The 16,141-nt window shown below is 74.1% G+C and carries 21 protein-coding genes and 1 pseudogene; 13 read left to right on the forward strand and 9 right to left on the reverse strand.

Translation table 11 applies throughout. From position 1 onward, the window contains the following. The first annotated feature begins 4 nt into the window (after positions 1-4). Both ACIA8N_RS11385 and ACIA8N_RS11390 read left to right on the forward strand, forming a co-directional pair. A complete protein-coding gene (locus ACIA8N_RS11385) occupies positions 5-2,119 on the forward strand; it encodes a phage holin family protein (RefSeq protein ID WP_365780137.1) in 2,115 nt (704 codons plus the stop codon). Between the two features lie 66 nt (positions 2,120-2,185). After that, positions 2,186-3,589, forward strand: coding sequence for an amino acid permease (locus tag ACIA8N_RS11390; RefSeq protein ID WP_365780088.1), 1,404 nt, complete (start codon positions 2,186-2,188; stop codon positions 3,587-3,589). Positions 3,590-3,628: 39 nt separating this feature from the next. On the opposite strand, the gene ACIA8N_RS11395 is transcribed toward ACIA8N_RS11390, so the two are convergent. Further along, positions 3,629-3,892, reverse strand: coding sequence for a helix-turn-helix domain-containing protein (locus tag ACIA8N_RS11395; protein WP_365780089.1), 264 nt, complete (start codon positions 3,890-3,892; stop codon positions 3,629-3,631). A gap of 33 nt (positions 3,893-3,925) precedes the next feature. Further along, on the reverse strand, positions 3,926-4,276 hold the full coding sequence (locus ACIA8N_RS11400; protein ID WP_365780090.1) for a hypothetical protein: 351 nt from the start codon (positions 4,274-4,276) through the stop codon (positions 3,926-3,928). 617 nt (positions 4,277-4,893) lie between these two features. Between ACIA8N_RS11400 and ACIA8N_RS11405 the strand changes: the two genes are divergently transcribed. The 5 genes and pseudogenes from ACIA8N_RS11405 to ACIA8N_RS11425 all read left to right on the forward strand — a co-directional run bounded on the left by ACIA8N_RS11405 (position 4,894) and on the right by ACIA8N_RS11425 (position 6,883). After that, positions 4,894-5,091, forward strand: coding sequence for an alpha/beta hydrolase fold domain-containing protein (locus ACIA8N_RS11405; RefSeq protein WP_399416411.1), 198 nt, complete (start codon positions 4,894-4,896; stop codon positions 5,089-5,091). A gap of 169 nt (positions 5,092-5,260) precedes the next feature. After that, positions 5,261-5,542, forward strand: a pseudogene (locus ACIA8N_RS11410) (serine hydrolase domain-containing protein); the annotation flags it as partial. Between the two features lie 150 nt (positions 5,543-5,692). Next, on the forward strand, positions 5,693-6,082 hold the full coding sequence (locus ACIA8N_RS11415) for a hypothetical protein (RefSeq protein ID WP_365780091.1): 390 nt from the start codon (positions 5,693-5,695) through the stop codon (positions 6,080-6,082). Between the two features lie 57 nt (positions 6,083-6,139). After that, positions 6,140-6,301: a hypothetical protein gene (locus ACIA8N_RS11420; protein ID WP_365780092.1), complete on the forward strand. Its 162-nt coding sequence runs from the start codon at positions 6,140-6,142 to the stop codon at positions 6,299-6,301. A gap of 153 nt (positions 6,302-6,454) precedes the next feature. Beyond that, positions 6,455-6,883 carry a hypothetical protein gene (locus ACIA8N_RS11425; RefSeq protein WP_365780093.1) on the forward strand — a complete coding sequence of 143 codons (429 nt, stop codon included), beginning with the start codon at positions 6,455-6,457 and terminating at the stop codon, positions 6,881-6,883. A 55-nt stretch (positions 6,884-6,938) separates the two neighbouring features. Here ACIA8N_RS11425 and ACIA8N_RS11430 read toward each other — a convergent pair whose 3' ends face one another. The 3 genes from ACIA8N_RS11430 to ACIA8N_RS11440 are packed head-to-tail and all read right to left on the reverse strand — an operon-like array spanning position 6,939 to position 8,318. After that, positions 6,939-7,334, reverse strand: coding sequence for a DUF2267 domain-containing protein (locus ACIA8N_RS11430; RefSeq protein WP_365780094.1), 396 nt, complete (start codon positions 7,332-7,334; stop codon positions 6,939-6,941). After that, positions 7,331-7,891 carry an STAS domain-containing protein gene (locus ACIA8N_RS11435; protein ID WP_365780095.1) on the reverse strand — a complete coding sequence of 187 codons (561 nt, stop codon included), beginning with the start codon at positions 7,889-7,891 and terminating at the stop codon, positions 7,331-7,333. The genes ACIA8N_RS11430 and ACIA8N_RS11435 overlap by 4 nt, the downstream gene beginning before the upstream one ends. Next, entirely contained in the window at positions 7,884-8,318 is a 435-nt protein-coding gene (locus tag ACIA8N_RS11440) for an Hsp20/alpha crystallin family protein (protein ID WP_365780096.1), read from the reverse strand. Before ACIA8N_RS11440 ends, ACIA8N_RS11435 begins: the two co-directional genes overlap by 8 nt. A 129-nt stretch (positions 8,319-8,447) precedes the next feature. On the opposite strand from ACIA8N_RS11440, the gene ACIA8N_RS11445 reads away from it, so the two are divergent. Next, the gene (locus ACIA8N_RS11445; protein ID WP_365780097.1) at positions 8,448-9,137 is read left to right on the forward strand and encodes a type III effector protein; all 690 of its coding nucleotides are present in this window, start codon (positions 8,448-8,450) and stop codon (positions 9,135-9,137) included. A 31-nt stretch (positions 9,138-9,168) separates the two neighbouring features. Here the strand turns inward: ACIA8N_RS11445 and ACIA8N_RS11450 are convergent, their stop codons facing one another. After that, positions 9,169-9,978, reverse strand: coding sequence for a helix-turn-helix transcriptional regulator (locus tag ACIA8N_RS11450; RefSeq protein WP_365780098.1), 810 nt, complete (start codon positions 9,976-9,978; stop codon positions 9,169-9,171). A gap of 90 nt (positions 9,979-10,068) precedes the next feature. Between ACIA8N_RS11450 and ACIA8N_RS11455 the strand changes: the two genes are divergently transcribed. Further along, positions 10,069-10,374, forward strand: a complete 306-nt coding sequence (locus tag ACIA8N_RS11455; RefSeq protein ID WP_365780099.1) for a 4a-hydroxytetrahydrobiopterin dehydratase — start codon at positions 10,069-10,071, stop codon at positions 10,372-10,374. A 39-nt stretch (positions 10,375-10,413) separates the two neighbouring features. Next, entirely contained in the window at positions 10,414-11,166 is a 753-nt protein-coding gene (locus ACIA8N_RS11460; RefSeq protein ID WP_365780100.1) for a class I SAM-dependent methyltransferase, read from the forward strand. Here the strand turns inward: ACIA8N_RS11460 and ACIA8N_RS11465 are convergent. Then, the gene (locus ACIA8N_RS11465) at positions 11,153-11,620 is read right to left on the reverse strand and encodes a hypothetical protein (RefSeq protein WP_365780101.1); all 468 of its coding nucleotides are present in this window, start codon (positions 11,618-11,620) and stop codon (positions 11,153-11,155) included. The two genes, ACIA8N_RS11460 and ACIA8N_RS11465, sit on opposite strands and share 14 nt — an antisense overlap. Beyond that, positions 11,617-12,111 (reverse strand): hypothetical protein, encoded by a 495-nt coding sequence (locus ACIA8N_RS11470; protein ID WP_365780102.1) that lies wholly within the window; start codon positions 12,109-12,111, stop codon positions 11,617-11,619. Before ACIA8N_RS11470 ends, ACIA8N_RS11465 begins: the two co-directional genes overlap by 4 nt. Before the next feature lie 39 nt (positions 12,112-12,150). Here ACIA8N_RS11470 and ACIA8N_RS11475 point away from each other — a divergent pair, with 39 nt between their 5' ends. Further along, positions 12,151-13,101, forward strand: a complete 951-nt coding sequence (locus tag ACIA8N_RS11475) for a YafY family protein (RefSeq protein ID WP_365780103.1) — start codon at positions 12,151-12,153, stop codon at positions 13,099-13,101. 8 nt (positions 13,102-13,109) lie between these two features. Here the strand turns inward: ACIA8N_RS11475 and ACIA8N_RS11480 are convergent, their stop codons facing one another. Next, on the reverse strand, positions 13,110-14,036 hold the full coding sequence (locus tag ACIA8N_RS11480; protein WP_399416162.1) for an NmrA family transcriptional regulator: 927 nt from the start codon (positions 14,034-14,036) through the stop codon (positions 13,110-13,112). 106 nt (positions 14,037-14,142) lie between these two features. Between ACIA8N_RS11480 and ACIA8N_RS11485 the strand changes: the two genes are divergently transcribed. Beyond that, positions 14,143-15,075, forward strand: a complete 933-nt coding sequence (locus ACIA8N_RS11485; protein WP_365780105.1) for an AraC family transcriptional regulator — start codon at positions 14,143-14,145, stop codon at positions 15,073-15,075. A gap of 103 nt (positions 15,076-15,178) precedes the next feature. Continuing rightward, complete coding sequence (locus ACIA8N_RS11490; RefSeq protein ID WP_365780106.1) at positions 15,179-16,129, forward strand: class I SAM-dependent methyltransferase; 951 nt, start codon at positions 15,179-15,181, stop codon at positions 16,127-16,129. The last annotated feature ends 12 nt before the right edge of the window (positions 16,130-16,141 follow it).

Here is a 16,141-nt window from a genome sequence, read left to right on the forward strand (position 1 = left end):
GCGGATGGCCGTGGTCTGGGCGGTGTCCACGCTCACCCTGCTGGTCCTCGCCGGACTGCTCCCGGACTTCCAGCTCCAGTCCGCCGACGGCGACACCTTCACGAGGACCGCGCTCACCGCCGCGGCCGCGGCCGGCGCCTTCGGTCTGCTGGGCGTGCTCGTGTGGCCGCTGATCGTGCGGGCCCTGCTGCTCGTCCCGGCCCTCGTCCTCGGCCTGCTGGTGTTCTTCCTCAACGGTTCGCTGCTGCTCGTCGCACTCTGGCTGATCCCCGACGGGCGTGGCGTCGCCGACCCCGAGACGGCCGTCGTGGTCGCCGCCGTCATGTCCGCCGTCGCCTCCGCGACCTCCACCGCCCTCGCCGTCCGCGACGACGACGCCTACCGCCGCCGCCTCTACCGGCTCACCGGCCGCACCCGGCCGCGCCGGCCCGAGGACGCCCCCGAGCAGGCCCCCGGTACGGTCTTCCTCCAGCTGGACGGCGTCGGCCACCACGTACTGCGCGGCGCGGTCGCCGACGGCCTGATGCCGACCGTCGCGGGCTGGCTGGACGCCGGCCACCGGCTCACCCCCTGGCGCACCGACTGGTCGAGCCAGACCGGCGCGAGCCAGCTCGGCATCCTGCACGGCTCCAACGAGGACGTGCCCGCCTTCCGCTGGTACGAGAAGGACACCGGCTGGCTCATGGTGTCGAACCGTCCGGCGAGCGCCGTGGAACTCCAGCGCCGGGCCGTGCGCCGCACCGGGCACGGCGGGCTCCTGACCGTCGACGGCGCCTCCCGGGGCAACCTCTTCAGCGGCGGCGCCGACCAGGTCGCCCTCGTCCTGTCGGTGGCCGCCCGGCGCGGCCCGCGCAACCGCTCACGGGCCGGCTACTTCGCGTACTTCTCCGACCCGGCGAACGCCGTCCGTACCGCGGGGTCGCTCGCAGCCGAGTGTCTCCGCGAGGTGGGGCAGTCGACCCGGGCGCGGCTGCGCCGCCAGACCCCGAGGGTCTCGCGCGGCGGCACGTACCCCTTCGTCCGCGCCTTCGCGACGGTCGTCGAGCGGGACGTGGTGGTCTCCGCCGTGATGGGCGACATGCTCGCCGGGCGGACCGCCGTCTACGCCGACCTCGTCGCCTACGACGAGGTGGCGCACCACTCGGGCCCGCACGGCCGGGACACCGACCAGGTCCTGCGGCGCCTCGACCGCTCGATCGCGCTCATCGCCACCGTCGCCGAGCACGCCCCGCGTCCGTACCGGATCGTGCTGCTCTCCGACCACGGGCAGAGCCCCGGCGAGACCTTCGAGGGGGCGTACGGGCTGACGCTGAAGGACCTCGTCCGGGCCGGGTGCGGGCTCCCGGTGCCGCGTCGCGTACGGCGCACCCGCAGCGGTTCGGAGGCGCGGGACGCGGCCAGGGACGCGCTGCGGCTCGCGCTGCACCGGCCGGTGGACGAGACCGGCGAGACGGCGAAGGAGCTGCCCGCCAGGCCGTCCGAGCCCCTCGTCCTCGCGTCGGGGAATCTCGGTCTCGTCTCCTTCCCCGACGTACCGCACCGGATGACCCGGGAGGAGATCGACCGGCGTCACCCGGCGCTGCTCCGTACCCTCGCGAACCATCCGGGCGTCGGCTTCGTCCTGGTGGCGAGCGCCGAGCACGGCTCGGTGGTGCTCGCCAGGGGCGGGGTGGAGGTGCCCGTCGCGGAGCTGGACGACGGGGGACCGCTGGCGGTGTTCGGGCCGGGCGCGGCGGAGGCGGTACGGCGCACGGACGGTTTCCCGCACGTCGCGGACATCATGGTCAACTCGATGTACGACCCGGCGACCGGCACCGTGCACGCCTTCGAGGAGCAGATCGGTTCGCACGGCGGGCTCGGCGGCGAGCAGTCGCACCCCTTCCTCCTGTCGCCTCCCGAGCTGTCGCCGCCGGTCGGCGAGGGGGAGGAGCTGGTCGGCGCGGAGCGGGTGCACCGGGTGCTGCGGCGCTGGCTGCGGGAGTGCTCGGGTCCGCAGGTGCCGCTGTCGTCGCCGTCGGCACCGTCGGCACCGTCGGCGCTGGAGATTTCCCTGCCCACGGACGAATCGGAATCACTTCTTCCGGTTGATCGCCCTGTCGTGCAGGATAAAAACCCCTGATTTGGACGCCTGTTCGTCGTTACCGGACGATGGTCCGGATTTGTACGACGGAAGGCGCACCACCCCATGAGCACGGCCACCACAACTCCACAGCGCGGACCCCGGACCGACACCCCGCCGGCCGAGCGGCACTCCCGCCGCTTCGGGCTCCCCATCGCGACCGCCCTGGTCATGGGCAACATCATCGGCGGCGGAATCTTCCTCCTGCCCGCCTCCGTCGCCCCCTTCGGCACCATCAGCCTGGTCGCCTTCGGCGTCCTCACCCTCGGCGCGATCGCCCTCGCCCTGGTCTTCGGCCGTCTCGCTCACCGCCACCCCACGACCGGCGGACCCTACGTCTACGCCCGCGAGGCCTTCGGCGACTTCGCCGGATTCCTGACGGCATGGTCGTACTGGATCACCACCTGGGTCTCCAACGCGGCCCTCGCCGTCGCCGCCGTCGGCTACCTCGACGTCCTGATCCCCGTCCACGGCTCCCTGGCCGCCACCATCGCCGCCGCGCTCCTCCTCCAGTGGCTGCCGGCCCTCGCCAACCTCGCCGGAACCCGCTGCGCGGGCATGGTCCAGCTCGTGGCCACCGTGCTCAAGTTCGTGCCGCTGCTGCTCGTCGCCGTCGGCGGGCTCTTCTTCTTCGACAGCGCCAACCTCGGCCCCTTCCGGGCCGGTGACGAGAGCGCCCTCGGCGCCGTCTCCGCCTCCGCCGCGATCCTGCTCTTCAGCTACCTCGGTGTCGAGTCGGCCGCCGTCAGCGCCGGCGAGGTCCGCGACCCGCGCCGCAACGTCGGCCGCGCCACCGTCCTCGGCACCCTCGCCGCCGCCCTCCTCTACCTGCTCACCACCGTGTCCGTCTTCGGCACGGTCCCGCACGAGCGGCTCGTCGCCTCCAGCGCCCCCTTCACGGACTCCGTCGACCTCATGTTCGGCGGCTCCTGGGGCGGCACCGCCGTCGCCTGCATGGCCCTCGTCTCCATGGTCGGCGCCCTCAACGGCTGGACCCTGCTCAGCGCCCAGACCCCGTACGCCGCGGCCCGCGACGGCCTCTTCCCGAAGGTCTTCGCCCGCAAGCGGCGAGGCGTCCCCACGGCCGGCGTCCTCGTCACCGTCGCCCTCGCCTCCCTGCTCACCGTCTACAACTACACGGCCGGCACCGAGGGCGTCTTCGAGATCCTCGTCCTCGTCACCACCTTCACCGCCACCGTCCCCTACCTGCTGTCCTCCGCCGCCCAGCTCTACTTCCTGCTCTCCGGACAGGCCGACCGGGTCCACCGCCCCCGGCTCGTCCGCGACACCGTCCTCACCCTCGCCGCCTTCGGCTTCTCCCTCTGGCTGGTCGCGGGCTCCGGCTACGCGGCCGTCTACCAGGGCGTCCTGTTCCTCTTCGCCGGCGTGCTCGTGTACGCCTGGATGTCGGCCCGCAGGCAGCGCACCGCCGCCGGAGCCGGAGCGGCGGACGGCGACGCGGGGGAGTGACGGCCGCTGCCGGCCGACGAGGCCGGAGGCGGGTCCCGCTCAGTCGTCGAGCAGCCGCCACGCGGTGAGGGCGAGTCTGGCCCGGGTCAGTCCGGCGGGCCGGGTGAGTTCGATGCCCAGGGTCTTCGCGATCTGCTCGATGCGGCGGGCGACACTGCTGTGGTGCAGGTGGAGAAGATCCGCCGCGTGCCGCAGGGAACCGGTGACGCAGTACGCGTCCAGCGTCCTCAGATCCTTCGGACTGCCGGCCACGCGGGCGACCGCGACCACGTCGGCGTTGCCCCGCGAGACCTCCGGCGGCACATCGGCCAGGAGCGCCAGCGCGCCCAGGTCCTCCTAACGGACGACGAGTTCGCGCGGGCCGGTGAAGCGGAGCGCGGTGCGGGCCTGCCGCCAGGAGTCGTCGGGGCCGCAGGCGGCGCCGATGCCCGCGCGTACGGCCGGCGGAAACCCCGCCGGGTCGACGGCGGTCGCCAGGATGACGCCCACGTCGGCGAGCGCCGCCGCCTTGACCGGGCGGGCCCGGCAGACCAGACCCCCGACCTCGTCGAGCGGGAGCCGCGAGCGCACGGCGACGACACGGACCGGCAGGTCGGGGGAGAAGCCCAGCAGCCGCAGCGCCCGGGCCCTGGCCGCCTCGTCGCTGTCGGAGCTGATCGCCAGTTCGACGAGAGCGGGGTCGGCCATGGTGGTGAGGGCCGGGCCGGGCCGGGCCGTGCCGCTCGGCGACCGCCGCGGCGGCGATGGCGAGCCGGTCGAGGAGCACGTCGTCGAGCGCGTCCGGCGAGCCGGGGCGTTCCAGCCACACCGTGCCGATCTCCTCCCCGTCGAGCGTGACCGGCGCCGCGGTGGACGCGGACGCCGGCGGACCGGACGCCGGTCTGCCGTCGGGCCCGACCCGGATCACCCGCCCCGTACCGTGCAACCCCAGTCCGGCCACGCACTCGGCCAGGCCCGCCGAGGCCCGGGCGAGCGCCGGGAGATCCACCCGACGGCGCATCAGCGTGTCGTAGAACCCGACGATGCGCATCGCGCCGTCCAGGTGCGGATCCAGTCCCGACAGCCGTACGGCCAGTGCCTCCACGGCAGAAGGATAGAAGGGCGGGGGCGCGGCGGGCGGTGCGCGATCGGGGCGGGATACGCGACGGACGGCGGATGAACCCCGGGGCGGCGGCCGTGAGGATGGCCGTCATGGACCCCGAACTCGAAGCATTCATCCCGTTCCTCCCCCAGGCCGACATGAACGACCCCGTCACGGCGCGCAAGAACTTCGCCGAACGGGCCGCCGCCGCACCGGCACCCACATCTCCACCGCGGAGTTCGACCCCAACCGTGACGAGGGCGTCGAGTACGCGCTGCGCCTGCTGCGGGCGGGCGTGCCGGTCGAGCTCCACCAGTGGCCCGGCACCTTCCACGGATCGCAGGCGATCCTCTCCGCCGCCGTGTCGCAGCGGCAGAACCTCGAACTCGGCGCCGCTCTGCGCCGCGCTCTGGCCGCATGAACTCCTCGATCAGGAAAGGACGGACGCCATGAGGATCCGACTGATGTGGTGCGCGAGCGTGGCCGCGCTGAGCGTGTGCGCCGGCACGGTGGCCGCCGCGTCCCCGACCACCACCGGGGCGTCGCCCGCGCCCACCGGGACGACGACCGCACTCAGCGGGGCGTCGGCCGTGCCGGCCGGCGGCGCGAGCCCGCCGGCCGGCCTCGACCCGGCGGAGCTGGAATCCGCCCTGGACGGCGTCCACCGCGCCGGGATACCGGGGGTGTACGCCGAGGTACGCGACGACGGCCGGGCATGGCGCGGCGCCTCCGGCGTCGCCGACGTCACGACCGGCCGCCCCGTCACGCCCGAGATGCGCCAGCGCGTCGGCAGCATCACCAAGACCTTCACCGCCACCGCCGTCATGCAGCAGGTCGAGCGGGGCAGGATCCGGCTCGACGCGCCGATCGGCGGCTGCCCCGTAGCCCTGGTCGTGGCCGGAGCGGTTCGGGCCCACCGTGACCGCCGGGCCGGTGAAACAGGGCCCCGCCCGTAGGCCGCTCGGGCGGATCTGCCGTCAGGGGTGCCGCGCCGGGGGCCACGCGGGGCATGACGGATCTTCGTGAGCCCCGCACCCGAGCCGCCCGAACCGCCCGCCGTCCCGGCGGGGGGCCCGGTGCGCCAGGACCGGGGCCCACGGCGCTGGATCGTGTTGCTCCTCGTCCTCGCCGCACTGCTCGGCACCGGCGCCGCGGCCACCCTCACCGGGGGAGCCGAACTCCGTCCCGCCGCCGCCCCGGTGTCCGACCCGAGCGGCGAGATCCACGATCCCGCCGGCGCCGAGGCCGGACTCCCCGGCCGCTCCCGACGGCGCCGTACGCGACTGCGCCCCGTACGGCCCCGGCCCGGGCCCCGGCTGTACGCCGTCCGCAGGCTCGTCCGGATCCCGTTCCCCGCCCCCGTGGTCGCCCCGCGCGGCGCCGCGCTCCGGTGCGTGGTGATGCGCTGCTGAGAGGCCCCGCCTCCCAGCGGTTTCCGACATCACCCCCCCACCACGAGGAGTCGCGTCATGCCCGCAGACCCGTTCGCCGTCCTCCAGGCCCTGCTGCGCGCCGAGGCCTCCCGCGCCCGACGCACCGACCGGGCGCCCGAACCCCCCGCCGAGATCCCCGATCCGGCCCCGGCCCCGGCGCCCGAGCCGCCCACGTACCGGGACGGCCCCATCCGCTGACGACCGCGAGCCGCCCCCCCCGCATTACCTCGCGGGTAATCGACCCCCTCAGGGCCTCGCGGCATGCTCATGAACACCGGAACCCGGGCGGCGCACTCCGCCCGGGCTCCGGGTCCATACCGCCCGAACGTCCCCCATGGAGGGTGATCCGTCATGTCCCAGGCCCTGCTCACCGGTCTCGCCCGCACCACCCGGCCCCAGTCCGCCGTCCGCCGGTTCCTCGCGCTCGACGCCGTCGTCACCGGCGCCAACGGCGTCGCCTACGCCGCCGCCTCCGGGCCGCTCGGGGACCTCCTCGGGATCGACGCGGGGCTGCTGTTCGAACTCGGTCTCTTCCTCACGCTGTTCGCCGCCGGGGTCGGCTGGCTCGCGAGCCGGCCGCAGCCCCCGGCGCTCGCCGTGAAGCTCGTCGTCGACCTCAACGTCCTCTGGGCCGTCCTGAGCGTGGTCGCCCTGGTCGCCTGGCTGGAGCCGACCACCGCGGGCCTGGTGTGGACGCCGATGCAGGCGGTCACCGTGGCCGGGTTCGCCGTCCTCCAGTGGACCGCGCTGCGGGCTGTCGCCGCCAGGCCGTCCTCGTGACGCCGACGGTCGCCGTCCGTCGCGCGGAGACGGCCCGGGACGCGGGCCGTCTCCCTCAGCCCCCGCCGGGCCGGCCGAACAGGAGGTCGTAGCCGGTGGGGAGCTGGAACAGGACGCGCTTCATCAGGTCCTCGCCCGCGGCGTCGGCCACGGTGCTGAGGACGGCGCTGACGTCCCAGGTGGCGGTGGTCTCCGTGGCCCCGTCGATCCAGGCCGCGGTGGCGCGGATGAACCGCTCGGGGCTCAGGGGCTCGGCGGACTGCAGGGGATTGAGCAGGATCAGCGCGTACGTCTCGGGGAGGCGGGCGGCCAGCTCGGCCCGTTCCGAGCCGATCAGGTGGGCGCCGAGGAGGGCGAGCACGACGCGTGCCGCCCGGTCGGCCTCCTGCGAGCCGGGGTACCTGCCGCGTTCCCTGACCTGTTCCAGAAACGGTTCCTGTCGCAGTGTCATCGCCGGTGCCTCCCTCCGGTCCGCCCGCCGGCTGTGGGCGCCCCGCTCCGTGACGAGGGTTCGACCGGCAGCCGCTCATGGGCGCCGGTCAGGCGGAGGAGCCTGGTCACCTGGCGGTTCGGGGAGCGCAGGGTGAGGGCGTGTCCGTGGCGCTCGGCCACGTGGAGGGCCGCGATGAGGGCACCCAGGCCCGCGCAGTCCATGAACTCCACGCCGGAGAGGTCGACCACCACTCCGTGGTTGCGTTCGAGGGCCTCCGCGATCTCGTCACGCAGCGCGGGGCCGGTGTCGATGTCGAGTTCACCGCGGGCCGTGATCACGGTACGGCCTTCGGCGGTGGATCCGGAGGCGGTGGCCGTTCCAGAGGCGGCGGTCGTTCCGGACGCGTCGGTGGTGCCAATGGCGCCGGTGGTGTCGGTGGCACCGGTGGTGTCGAAGGTGCCCATGATGTCCAGCCTCCCTCCAGTGGTCCGGAGTGCGGCCCGGCCCCCGGGGCCCGCCGGACGGGCGGACCGCGGGGGCACGGGCAGCAGGGTGCCCGCCGAGACGTCAGGCACGGATCTCCTTGTGCGTGGCGCCGCCCTTGATCTCGATCTTGTGGGGCTTGGCGCGCTCCGCGATCGGGATGCGGAGGGTCAGCACGCCGGCCTCGTAGTCGGCCCTGATGTGCTCCGTGTCCAGGGTGTCGGCCAGCACGACCTGGCGGGAGAAGGCGCCCAGGGGACGCTCGGACAGCTCCATCTGCACGTCGCCGGTGTTCACGGCAGGCCGTCGCTCGGCCCGCACGGTGAGCATGTTGCGCTCCACGTCGACGTCGATGGCCTCCGGGGTGACACCGGGGATGTCCAGGGCCACCACGTACTCGTCGCCCTCTCGATAGGCGTCGAGCGGCATCGCCGAGGGGCGTGACCACGTGCCGTTCGTCCCGAGCAGTTGCTGGGTGAGCCGGTCCAGTTCGCGGAAGGGGTCGGTGCGCATCAACATCACGGACACCTCCAGTCGGTTCAGGCATGTGCTGCTTCGTGCGCTTCACCTGCCTCCGTTGTAACATGTCATAGGAACGATGACAACCAGGAAGTCGTCGAAATGGTGACGCTGACAGGAGAGGCGTGAATGGACCCGAACCGCAGCTCCGCTCGACAGGACGCGTCCGAAGTGGACAGCGAGTCCTTCCTCGCCGCGCAGAGCGCCCTGCGCGCGATCGACCACGCCCTGCGGTCGGCCCGGGCGGCCCGGGACGAGCCCTCCGGCACCGCCGCGACTCCCGGACCCGAGAGGGCGCTCACCGCTCTGCCGTTGCTGCGGGAACTCCGCGAGCGCCTCGACGGCTGGGAGCACGGCCTCATCGAGAGCGCCCGCGACGCCGGCGCCAGCTGGGCCGACCTCGCCTCCCCGCTCGGCGTCGCAAGCCGCCAGGCCGCCGAACGCCGCTACCTGCGACTGCGCCCCGCGGACGCGGACCCCGGCGCCACCGGCGACCAGCGCGTCAAGACCGAGCGCGACCGCCGCGCCGCGGAACGCGCGATCAGCCGATGGGCCCGCGTCAACGCCTCGGAGCTGCGCCGCCTCGCAGGCCGGATCGGCTCTCTCGACGACCTTCCCGGCCCCGCCCGCACCTCGCTCGGCGTTCTGGTCCGGGCGCTCGCGGACGACGACGCCGCGCGCCTCCTCGCCCCCCTCATCGACACCACGCCCCACCTGAGGGCGCGGTACCCCGAGCTGGCCGCCCAGACCCAGGCCCTGGCCGACCACACCGAACGACTCCGGCGCGCCAGCGACCACCACCGCCGCAACCTGCGATGACGGCCACGCCTCCGGGAGCGGAACAGAGGCCCTAAGGCGTCTGAAGAGACCGCAGGTACGCGACCGTCGCCGGGTCCGCAGGGAGGAACGTCTCGATGGCCAGCTCGGCCACGGTCACGTCCATCGGCGTGTTGAACGTCGAGATCGACGACACGAACGACAGCACCTGCCCCTCGTGCTCGATACGGAGCGGCAGCGCGAAGTACGGGTACGGCTCGGCGTCCGGCCGGTCCTCCGGATCGACCTCGGCCGGCAGCGGATAGGCCGCCACCTCCTCGTACAGCGCGCGCAGCGACTCCGAACGGGCCAGCGCGATCTGACGGTCCATCTGGGCGAGCAGGTGGCCACGCCACTCCCGCAGATTCCGGATCCGGGGCGCCAGACCCTCCGGGTGCAGGGTGATCCGCATCGCGTTCATCGGCGGCGTCAGGAGGTGCTCCGGCAGCCCGTCGAGGAGCAGCCCGATGCCCCGGTTGGCCGCCACCACCGTGTACGTGCCGTCCACCACCAGGGCCGGGTACGGCTCATAGCCGTCGAGGAGCTGCTGGATGCCCCAGCGCAGGGTGTCGAGGCGCGGCGCGTCGAGCGGCGACTCCGTGTACCGGGGCGCGTATCCCGCGGCGAGCAGCAGCGCGTTCCGCTCCCGCACCGGCACCTCCAGGTGCTCGGCGAGCCGCAGGACCATCTCCTCGCTCGGCCGCGAACGGCCCGTCTCCACGAAGGAGATGTGCCGCGCCGACGAATCAGCGCGCAGGGCCAGCTCCAACTGGCTCAGCCTCCGCTGCTCGCGCCATCCGCGCAGCAGCGACCCCACCCCCGTGTCGCTCACGACAGTCGTCATGGCCAGACGGTATCCCAGAGGGGTCCCCGGGTAGCTTTCCCGGGGACCCCGAACGCCACCGCGCACACCCCGACCCGAGGGAGCACCCCCGTGCCCACACAGCCCCTGTCGCAGAAGGAGATCGAGGACCGGCTGCGGGAACTCCCCGGCTGGTCCGTCGAGGACGACCGCCTCACCCGCGTCTACCGGCTCGGCGACCACTTCGCGGCGACCGCCCTCGTCGTCCACGTCGCCCAGATCCAGCAGGAGCTCGACCACCACTCGGACCTGACCCTCGGCTACAACACGGTCTCCCTCTCCGTGAACACCCACTCCGCGGGCGGCGCCGTCACCGAGAAGGACTTCGAACTCGCCGAACGTGTCGAGGGGATCGCCCCGGGCCACGGCGCCAACTGACCCTCGGCGGGACCCCGTACCCTTCGTAGGATCATCGGCATGGCGGAAACCGAGACCCTGCTCGACTACGAGGCCGAGGCCGCGCACTACGACCGGACCCGGGGCGGGGCGCCCCGGGCCGCGGCGGCGGCCGAGGCCGTCCTGCGGCTCGTGCCGCCCGGCGCCCGCACCCTCCTCGACCTGGCCTGCGGCACCGGTCTCGTCACCGAGCGGCTCACCCGGCCCGGACTCCGCGTCCACGGCGCCGACGCCGCCCACGCCATGCTGCGGGTCGCCGCCGGACGCGTACCCGGCCGGGTCGTCCGCGCCGACGCCCGGCGGCTGCCGCTGCCCGACGCCTCCCTCGACGCGGTCAGCGCCGTCTGGCTGCTGCACCTCGTGCCGTTCACGGCCGAGATCGTCGCCGAGGCGGCCCGCGTCCTGCGCCCCGGCGGCGTCCTCGTCGCCACCGTCGACAAGGACGCCGCCCACGACGTCGGCAGCGACATCGACGCCGTCCTCCGCCCGTACCGGTCGGCCGAAGCCGCCTCCGACCGCGCCGACCTCATCACCCGGTACGCCGCCGCCCACGGCCTCGAACCCGCCACCGGCACCCACTTCACCGGACACGGCCAGGGCGCCACCCCGCGCGACACCGTACGCAAGCTGCGCGCCGGCTACTTCGCCTCCTGGTTCGACGGCGACACCGCGACCTCCGACGCGGTCGCCGCCGCCCTCGCGGCCCTGCCGGACCAGGATCGCCCCCGTGACGACCCCCGATACCGGCTCGCCCGCTTCGTCAGGCGCGGCTGAACTCCATCACCCAGTTCGTCACCCACCCCTCCTCGCCCCCGCCGTCCGCCGGCGCGAACGCCTGCTCCCAGCGGGCCGTGTGCGGGCCGATCCCCGACCAGTGGAACCGCACCCGGACCGGGCGCCCCGCATAGGTGTCCGTGCCGTGGAACGTGCCCGTCCCGTCCTCGGCGAACCGGCCCCTGACCGGCGGGTCGAGCCTCCCCGTACGGCTGGCCGACCAGTTCAGCGTCCACTCCCCGGTCTCCGGCTCGTACAGCCGCAGCGTCAGCCCGCTGAACCCCATCGACGGGAAGACGATCTCGTCGACGTGCGCACGCCCGTCCCAGAACAACCGCCCCGTCGTGTGCCCCTCGAACTCCGTCCAGCGGCTCTCCGGATCGAGGAAGTCGGCGAGCCGCCGGTTGTGGACGTGCCAGTCCCCGTCGAGGAAGTCGAAACCGCGGCCCTTCACGACGACACCTCCGTCGTGCCGGAGGGCAGCGCGTCCCCGAGATAGCCGGCCAGATCCGGGGCGTCCGGGGCCAGTACGTGACGGATCCAGGCGCTCCGCTCGTGTTCGAGCGGAGCCAGCTCCCACACGCAGCCGATCCACGAGCGGTCCACCCGGACGAAGTGCGCCGGATCGGTGTCGGGACAGCCGAGGACGGGCTGCCCCGCCGCCCCGCCGCCGAAGTGGAGCACGTTGTCCCACACCCAGCTGTACGCGTTCAGGTACGCGCCGGTGTCACCGCCCCGGTGCAGCACCACGAAGCCCGCCGCCGGCGTGCCGTCCGCCGACGTGCCGTCCGCCGGGGGCAGCAGCTCCGGCAGCAGCGCGTACGCCGCCTTCTCCACCTCCGGCTCGATGCCCGCCGGATCCGAGGTCACGTGATAACGCTTGAGCCGCCGCCCGCCGATCTCCACCGGCGGCAGCGTGAAGAGGAACTTCTCCGCGAAAGCCATGGCTGGACTGTAGGAGCACTTCACTGACACCTTGTGTCAGTGAAGTCCAGCCGACTCCTCTCGATCCTCCTGCTGCTCCAGACCCGGGGCCGGATGACGGCCGCCGCACTCGCGGAGGAACTGGAGGTCTCCGTCCGCACCGTCTACCGCGACGTCGACTCCCTGCACGCCGCCGGAGTGCCGCTCTATGGGGACGCCGGACACCGAGGCGGCTACCGCCTCCTCGCCGGACACCGCTCCCGACTCACCGACCTCTACACCCGTGAGGCCGAGGCGCTCGTCCTCGCCGGCATGCCCGGCGCCGCCGAAGAGCTCGGGCTCGGACCGCACTTCGCCGACGCCCAGCTGAAACTGCGCGCCGCCCTCCCCGCACCCCTGCGCGAACACGTCGACCGGCTGCGGGCCCGCTTCCACATCGACGCCCCCGGCTGGTACGACGAGGGCACCGAAACCCCGTTCCTGCCCCAGGTCGCCGACGCCGTCCGCACCGGGCGCGCCCTCGAACTCCGCTACCGGCGCTGGCGGACACCGACCGACGTCGACCGCCGCCTCGAACCGTACGGCCTCGTCCTCAAGGCAGGCCGCTGGTACCTGATCGCCGGACCCGGACCGCGCACGTACCGCGTCGACCAGATCCTCGACCTCACCGTCACCGACGAGGAGGTCACCGCCCCGGAAGGCTTCGACCTCGCCCGCCACTGGCGCGAGAGCCAGGCCGACTTCCACGCCCGGCTGCACCGGGGCGAGGCCCTCGTCCGCCTCTCCCCGGCCGGCGCGGCCCGGCTGACCGGCGCAGCGGCCCGCGCACTCGCGGCGACCGGCACCCCGGAACCCGACGGCTGGACACGCGCCACGCTCCCCGTCGAATCGGCCGACCACGCCCACGACACCTTCCTCGCCCTCGGCACCGACGTGGAGGTCCTGGCCCCCGAGGAACTCCGCACCCGCATCGCCGAGACCGTACGGACCCTGGCACGGCGCTACGCCTGAGCAGGGCGTCAGCGCGCCGGACCACCCCAGGCCTCCGCCGCGAACGCGGCGAACGAGCGCGGCTCGCGGCCCAGGACCCGCTTCACCCCGTCCGTCACCGAGGCGTTGTGGCCGTCGAGGAGCGTCGCGAACAGGGCCGCGAGCCACTCCGCCTCCGGTGCCGGCAGTCCGAACCCTGTGAGGAGCTCCGCGTAGTCGGCCTCGGACACCGCCCGGTAGGCCACCGGGCGGCCCGAGACCCGCGCGATCTCCGCCGCCACCTCGGCGAAGCCGACCGGACGCGGCCCCGTCACCTCGTGCACCCGCCCCGCGTGCCCGTCCACCGTCAGCGTCTCGACGACCACGTCCGCCAGATCGTCCACGTCGACGAAGGGCTCGGCCGTGTCACCCGCCGGGAAGACGAGCACACCCTCCGCGACCTCGTCCGCCAGCAGCCCCTCGGAGAAGTTCTGCGCGAAGAACGAAGCCCGGACGACGGCCAGTTCGACCCCGGTCGCCGCCGCCCGCAGCGCCTCCTCCGCCACCACGGCCTCGGGCTCCCCACGGCCGGACAGCAGCGTCAGACGCCGCACCCCGCTCTCGGCGGCGAGCCGGCCGAAGGTCCGCATCGCCTCGGCCGCGCCGGGGGCGGCGAGGTCCGGGTAGTAGGCCACGTACGCGGCGTCCGCGCCCCGCAGCGCCGGGGCCCAGGTCGCCGGGTCCTCCCAGTCGAAGGGCGTCGCCCCGGTGCGGGACCCGGCCCGGACCGTCACCCCGCGGGCCCCGAGCCGCTCGGCCACGCGCCGCCCGGTCTTGCCGGAGGCGGACGTGACGAGGACCGTCCGCGTGCGCTGGAAGTCCATGTCCTGCGTGTCCTGGATGCGCTGTGTGCCCTGGAGGTGCTGCGTGTCCTGGATGTGTCGCGTGTTCTGGGTGTTCTGCGTGTTCGTCGTCATGGCTCAAGACTCCCGCCCGCGAACCCGTCCGCCCATGCTCCGCAGTCTCACCCGCCTACGCCTCCGTCTCACCCGTCCGCACGCCCTGCCCGTACCCTTGCGGACCATGGACGCACTCGCCGGACTCCTCGACGGGCCCCGCGCCAAGGGCGCCTTCCTGCTCCGCATGATCATGGAGCCGCCGTGGTCCGTGCGCATCGAGGACGGCGCTCCGGTCTGCCTGATGTGCGTCACCGAGGGCGAGGCCTGGGTCGTCCCGGACACCGGCGAGCCCGTCCTGCTGCGGCCCGGGGACATCGCCATCGCCCGCGGCCCCGAGCCGTACACCGTCGCCCACACCCCCGACGCGCCGCCCCGCGCCCGGATCGGCCCCGACGGCGCCTGCACCACCCTCACCGGGGAGCCGCTCGCCGACGCCATGCGGCTCGGCGTCCGCACCTGGGGCAACGCCCCCGACGGCGGCACCACCGTCCTCGTCGGCACCTACCGGATGGACGGCGAGGTCGGCCGACGGCTGCTCGACGCCCTGCCGGGCTTGCTCCACCTGCCCGCCGACACGTGGAACTGCCCCCTCATGCCCTTCCTCGGCGAGGAGATAGCCCGCGACGAACCCGGCCAGACCGCCGTACTCGACCGGGTCCTCGACCTGATGCTCATCGCCGGCGTCCGCGCCTGGTTCGCCCGGCCCGGCGCCGAGGCCCCCGCCTGGTACCGGGCCATGGGCGATCCCGTGGTCGGCCGGGCGCTCCGGCTGCTCCAGAACGACCCCGCCCATCCCTGGAGCGTCGCCTCGCTCGCCGCGAAGACGGGTGTGTCCAGGGCCGCGCTCGCCCGCCGCTTCACCGCACTCGTCGGCGAGCCCCCGATGGCGTACCTCACCGGCTGGCGGCTCGAACTCGCCGCCGATCTGCTCCGCGACCCGGACGCGACGGTCGAGTCCGTCGCCCGGCGGGTCGGCTACAGCGGGGCGTTCGCCCTGAGCGCCGCCTTCAAGCGGGTCCGGGGCGTCAGTCCGCAGGAGCACCGCACCGCGGCCTGAACCGACCGCCCACGACCGTTCACCCCTTCACCCGAATGGCCGATTCTTTGCCGTACTGGCAATATTTCTCGCACTTCGGGGCCGCTGGACTCACGCTGGACCCATGAGTCAGCACAGCGAATCCCGCCACGGCGATCACGGCGACCATGGCGACCACGGTCACGGCCAGGGCAAGGGACAGGGTCCCGCGCACGCGCACCACCACGACGGTCCCCACCTGGACTGGAACGAGCTCGCCCCGCTCCTGGAGCGGCAGGCCGAGATCGCGATCCCCGCGTACGCCGACGCCGCCGCCTGGCTCGGCACGCTCGCCCCCGTGCAGGGCGTCCGCCGGATCCTCGACGTCGGCAGCGGCCCCGGCGTCGTCACCAGCCTGCTCGCCGAAGCCTTCCCCGCCGCGGAGACCGTCGCCGTCGACGGCACCCCCGAACTCCTTGCCCGCACCCGCGACCGCGCCGAGGCGCGCGGCCTCGGCGCCCGCGTCTCCACGCTCCACGCCGAACTCCCCGAGGGCATCGCGGGCCTGGGGCAGGCCGACATCATCTGGGCGGGCAACTCGGTGCACCACATCGGCGACCAGCGGGCCGCACTCGTGGAGTTCGCCGCGCTGCTGAACCCGGGGGGCCTGATGGTCCTCGTCGAGGGCGGCCTGCCGACCCGTCACCTGCCCTGGCACATCGGCATGGGCCGGCCGGGTCTCGAAGCGCGTCTCGACGCCGCCGGCGCGGACTGGTTCGGCGAGATGCGCGCCGGACTCCCCGGCACCAAGGACGAGCCGGACGACTGGCGCGCGCTGCTCGCCGGCGCCGGCCTCACCCCGGCGGGCACCCGCACCTTCCTCACCGACGTTCCCGCGCCGGTGTCCCCGGTCGTACGGGAGCTGGCCGTCACCCACTTCGGCCGGCTCAGGGAGGGCTGCGGCACCCGGCTCGACGCGGACGACCGGGTGACGCTCGACCGGCTCCTCGACCCGGCCGACGAGCTGTCCCTGCACCACCGCACGGACCTGTTCCACCTCACGGCCCGCACGGTCCACACCGCCCGCAAGGGCTGACGGCCCCGCCCG

It is taken from the genome of Streptomyces sp. NPDC051822 (genome assembly GCF_044452745.1).
Taxonomy (GTDB): Bacteria; Actinomycetota; Actinomycetes; order Streptomycetales; family Streptomycetaceae; genus Streptomyces.

What these genes read in the sequence shown, in the direction of transcription:
- ACIA8N_RS11385 (WP_365780137.1), top strand. Translation starts at nt 5, where the DNA reads ATGGCCGTGGTCTGGGCGGTGTCCACGCTCACCCTGCTGGTCCTCGCC.
- ACIA8N_RS11390 (WP_365780088.1), top strand. Translation starts at nt 2,186, where the DNA reads ATGAGCACGGCCACCACAACTCCACAGCGCGGACCCCGGACCGACACC.
- ACIA8N_RS11400 (WP_365780090.1), bottom strand. Translation starts at nt 4,276, where the DNA reads ATGGCCGACCCCGCTCTCGTCGAACTGGCGATCAGCTCCGACAGCGAC.
- ACIA8N_RS11420 (WP_365780092.1), top strand. Translation starts at nt 6,140, where the DNA reads ATGCCCGCAGACCCGTTCGCCGTCCTCCAGGCCCTGCTGCGCGCCGAG.
- ACIA8N_RS11425 (WP_365780093.1), top strand. Translation starts at nt 6,455, where the DNA reads ATGTCCCAGGCCCTGCTCACCGGTCTCGCCCGCACCACCCGGCCCCAG.
- ACIA8N_RS11430 (WP_365780094.1), bottom strand. Translation starts at nt 7,334, where the DNA reads ATGACACTGCGACAGGAACCGTTTCTGGAACAGGTCAGGGAACGCGGC.
- ACIA8N_RS11440 (WP_365780096.1), bottom strand. Translation starts at nt 8,318, where the DNA reads ATGTTGATGCGCACCGACCCCTTCCGCGAACTGGACCGGCTCACCCAG.
- ACIA8N_RS11445 (WP_365780097.1), top strand. Translation starts at nt 8,448, where the DNA reads ATGGACCCGAACCGCAGCTCCGCTCGACAGGACGCGTCCGAAGTGGAC.
- ACIA8N_RS11450 (WP_365780098.1), bottom strand. Translation starts at nt 9,978, where the DNA reads ATGACGACTGTCGTGAGCGACACGGGGGTGGGGTCGCTGCTGCGCGGA.
- ACIA8N_RS11460 (WP_365780100.1), top strand. Translation starts at nt 10,414, where the DNA reads ATGGCGGAAACCGAGACCCTGCTCGACTACGAGGCCGAGGCCGCGCAC.
- ACIA8N_RS11470 (WP_365780102.1), bottom strand. Translation starts at nt 12,111, where the DNA reads ATGGCTTTCGCGGAGAAGTTCCTCTTCACGCTGCCGCCGGTGGAGATC.
- ACIA8N_RS11480 (WP_399416162.1), bottom strand. Translation starts at nt 14,036, where the DNA reads ATGACGACGAACACGCAGAACACCCAGAACACGCGACACATCCAGGAC.
- ACIA8N_RS11485 (WP_365780105.1), top strand. Translation starts at nt 14,143, where the DNA reads ATGGACGCACTCGCCGGACTCCTCGACGGGCCCCGCGCCAAGGGCGCC.
- ACIA8N_RS11490 (WP_365780106.1), top strand. Translation starts at nt 15,179, where the DNA reads ATGAGTCAGCACAGCGAATCCCGCCACGGCGATCACGGCGACCATGGC.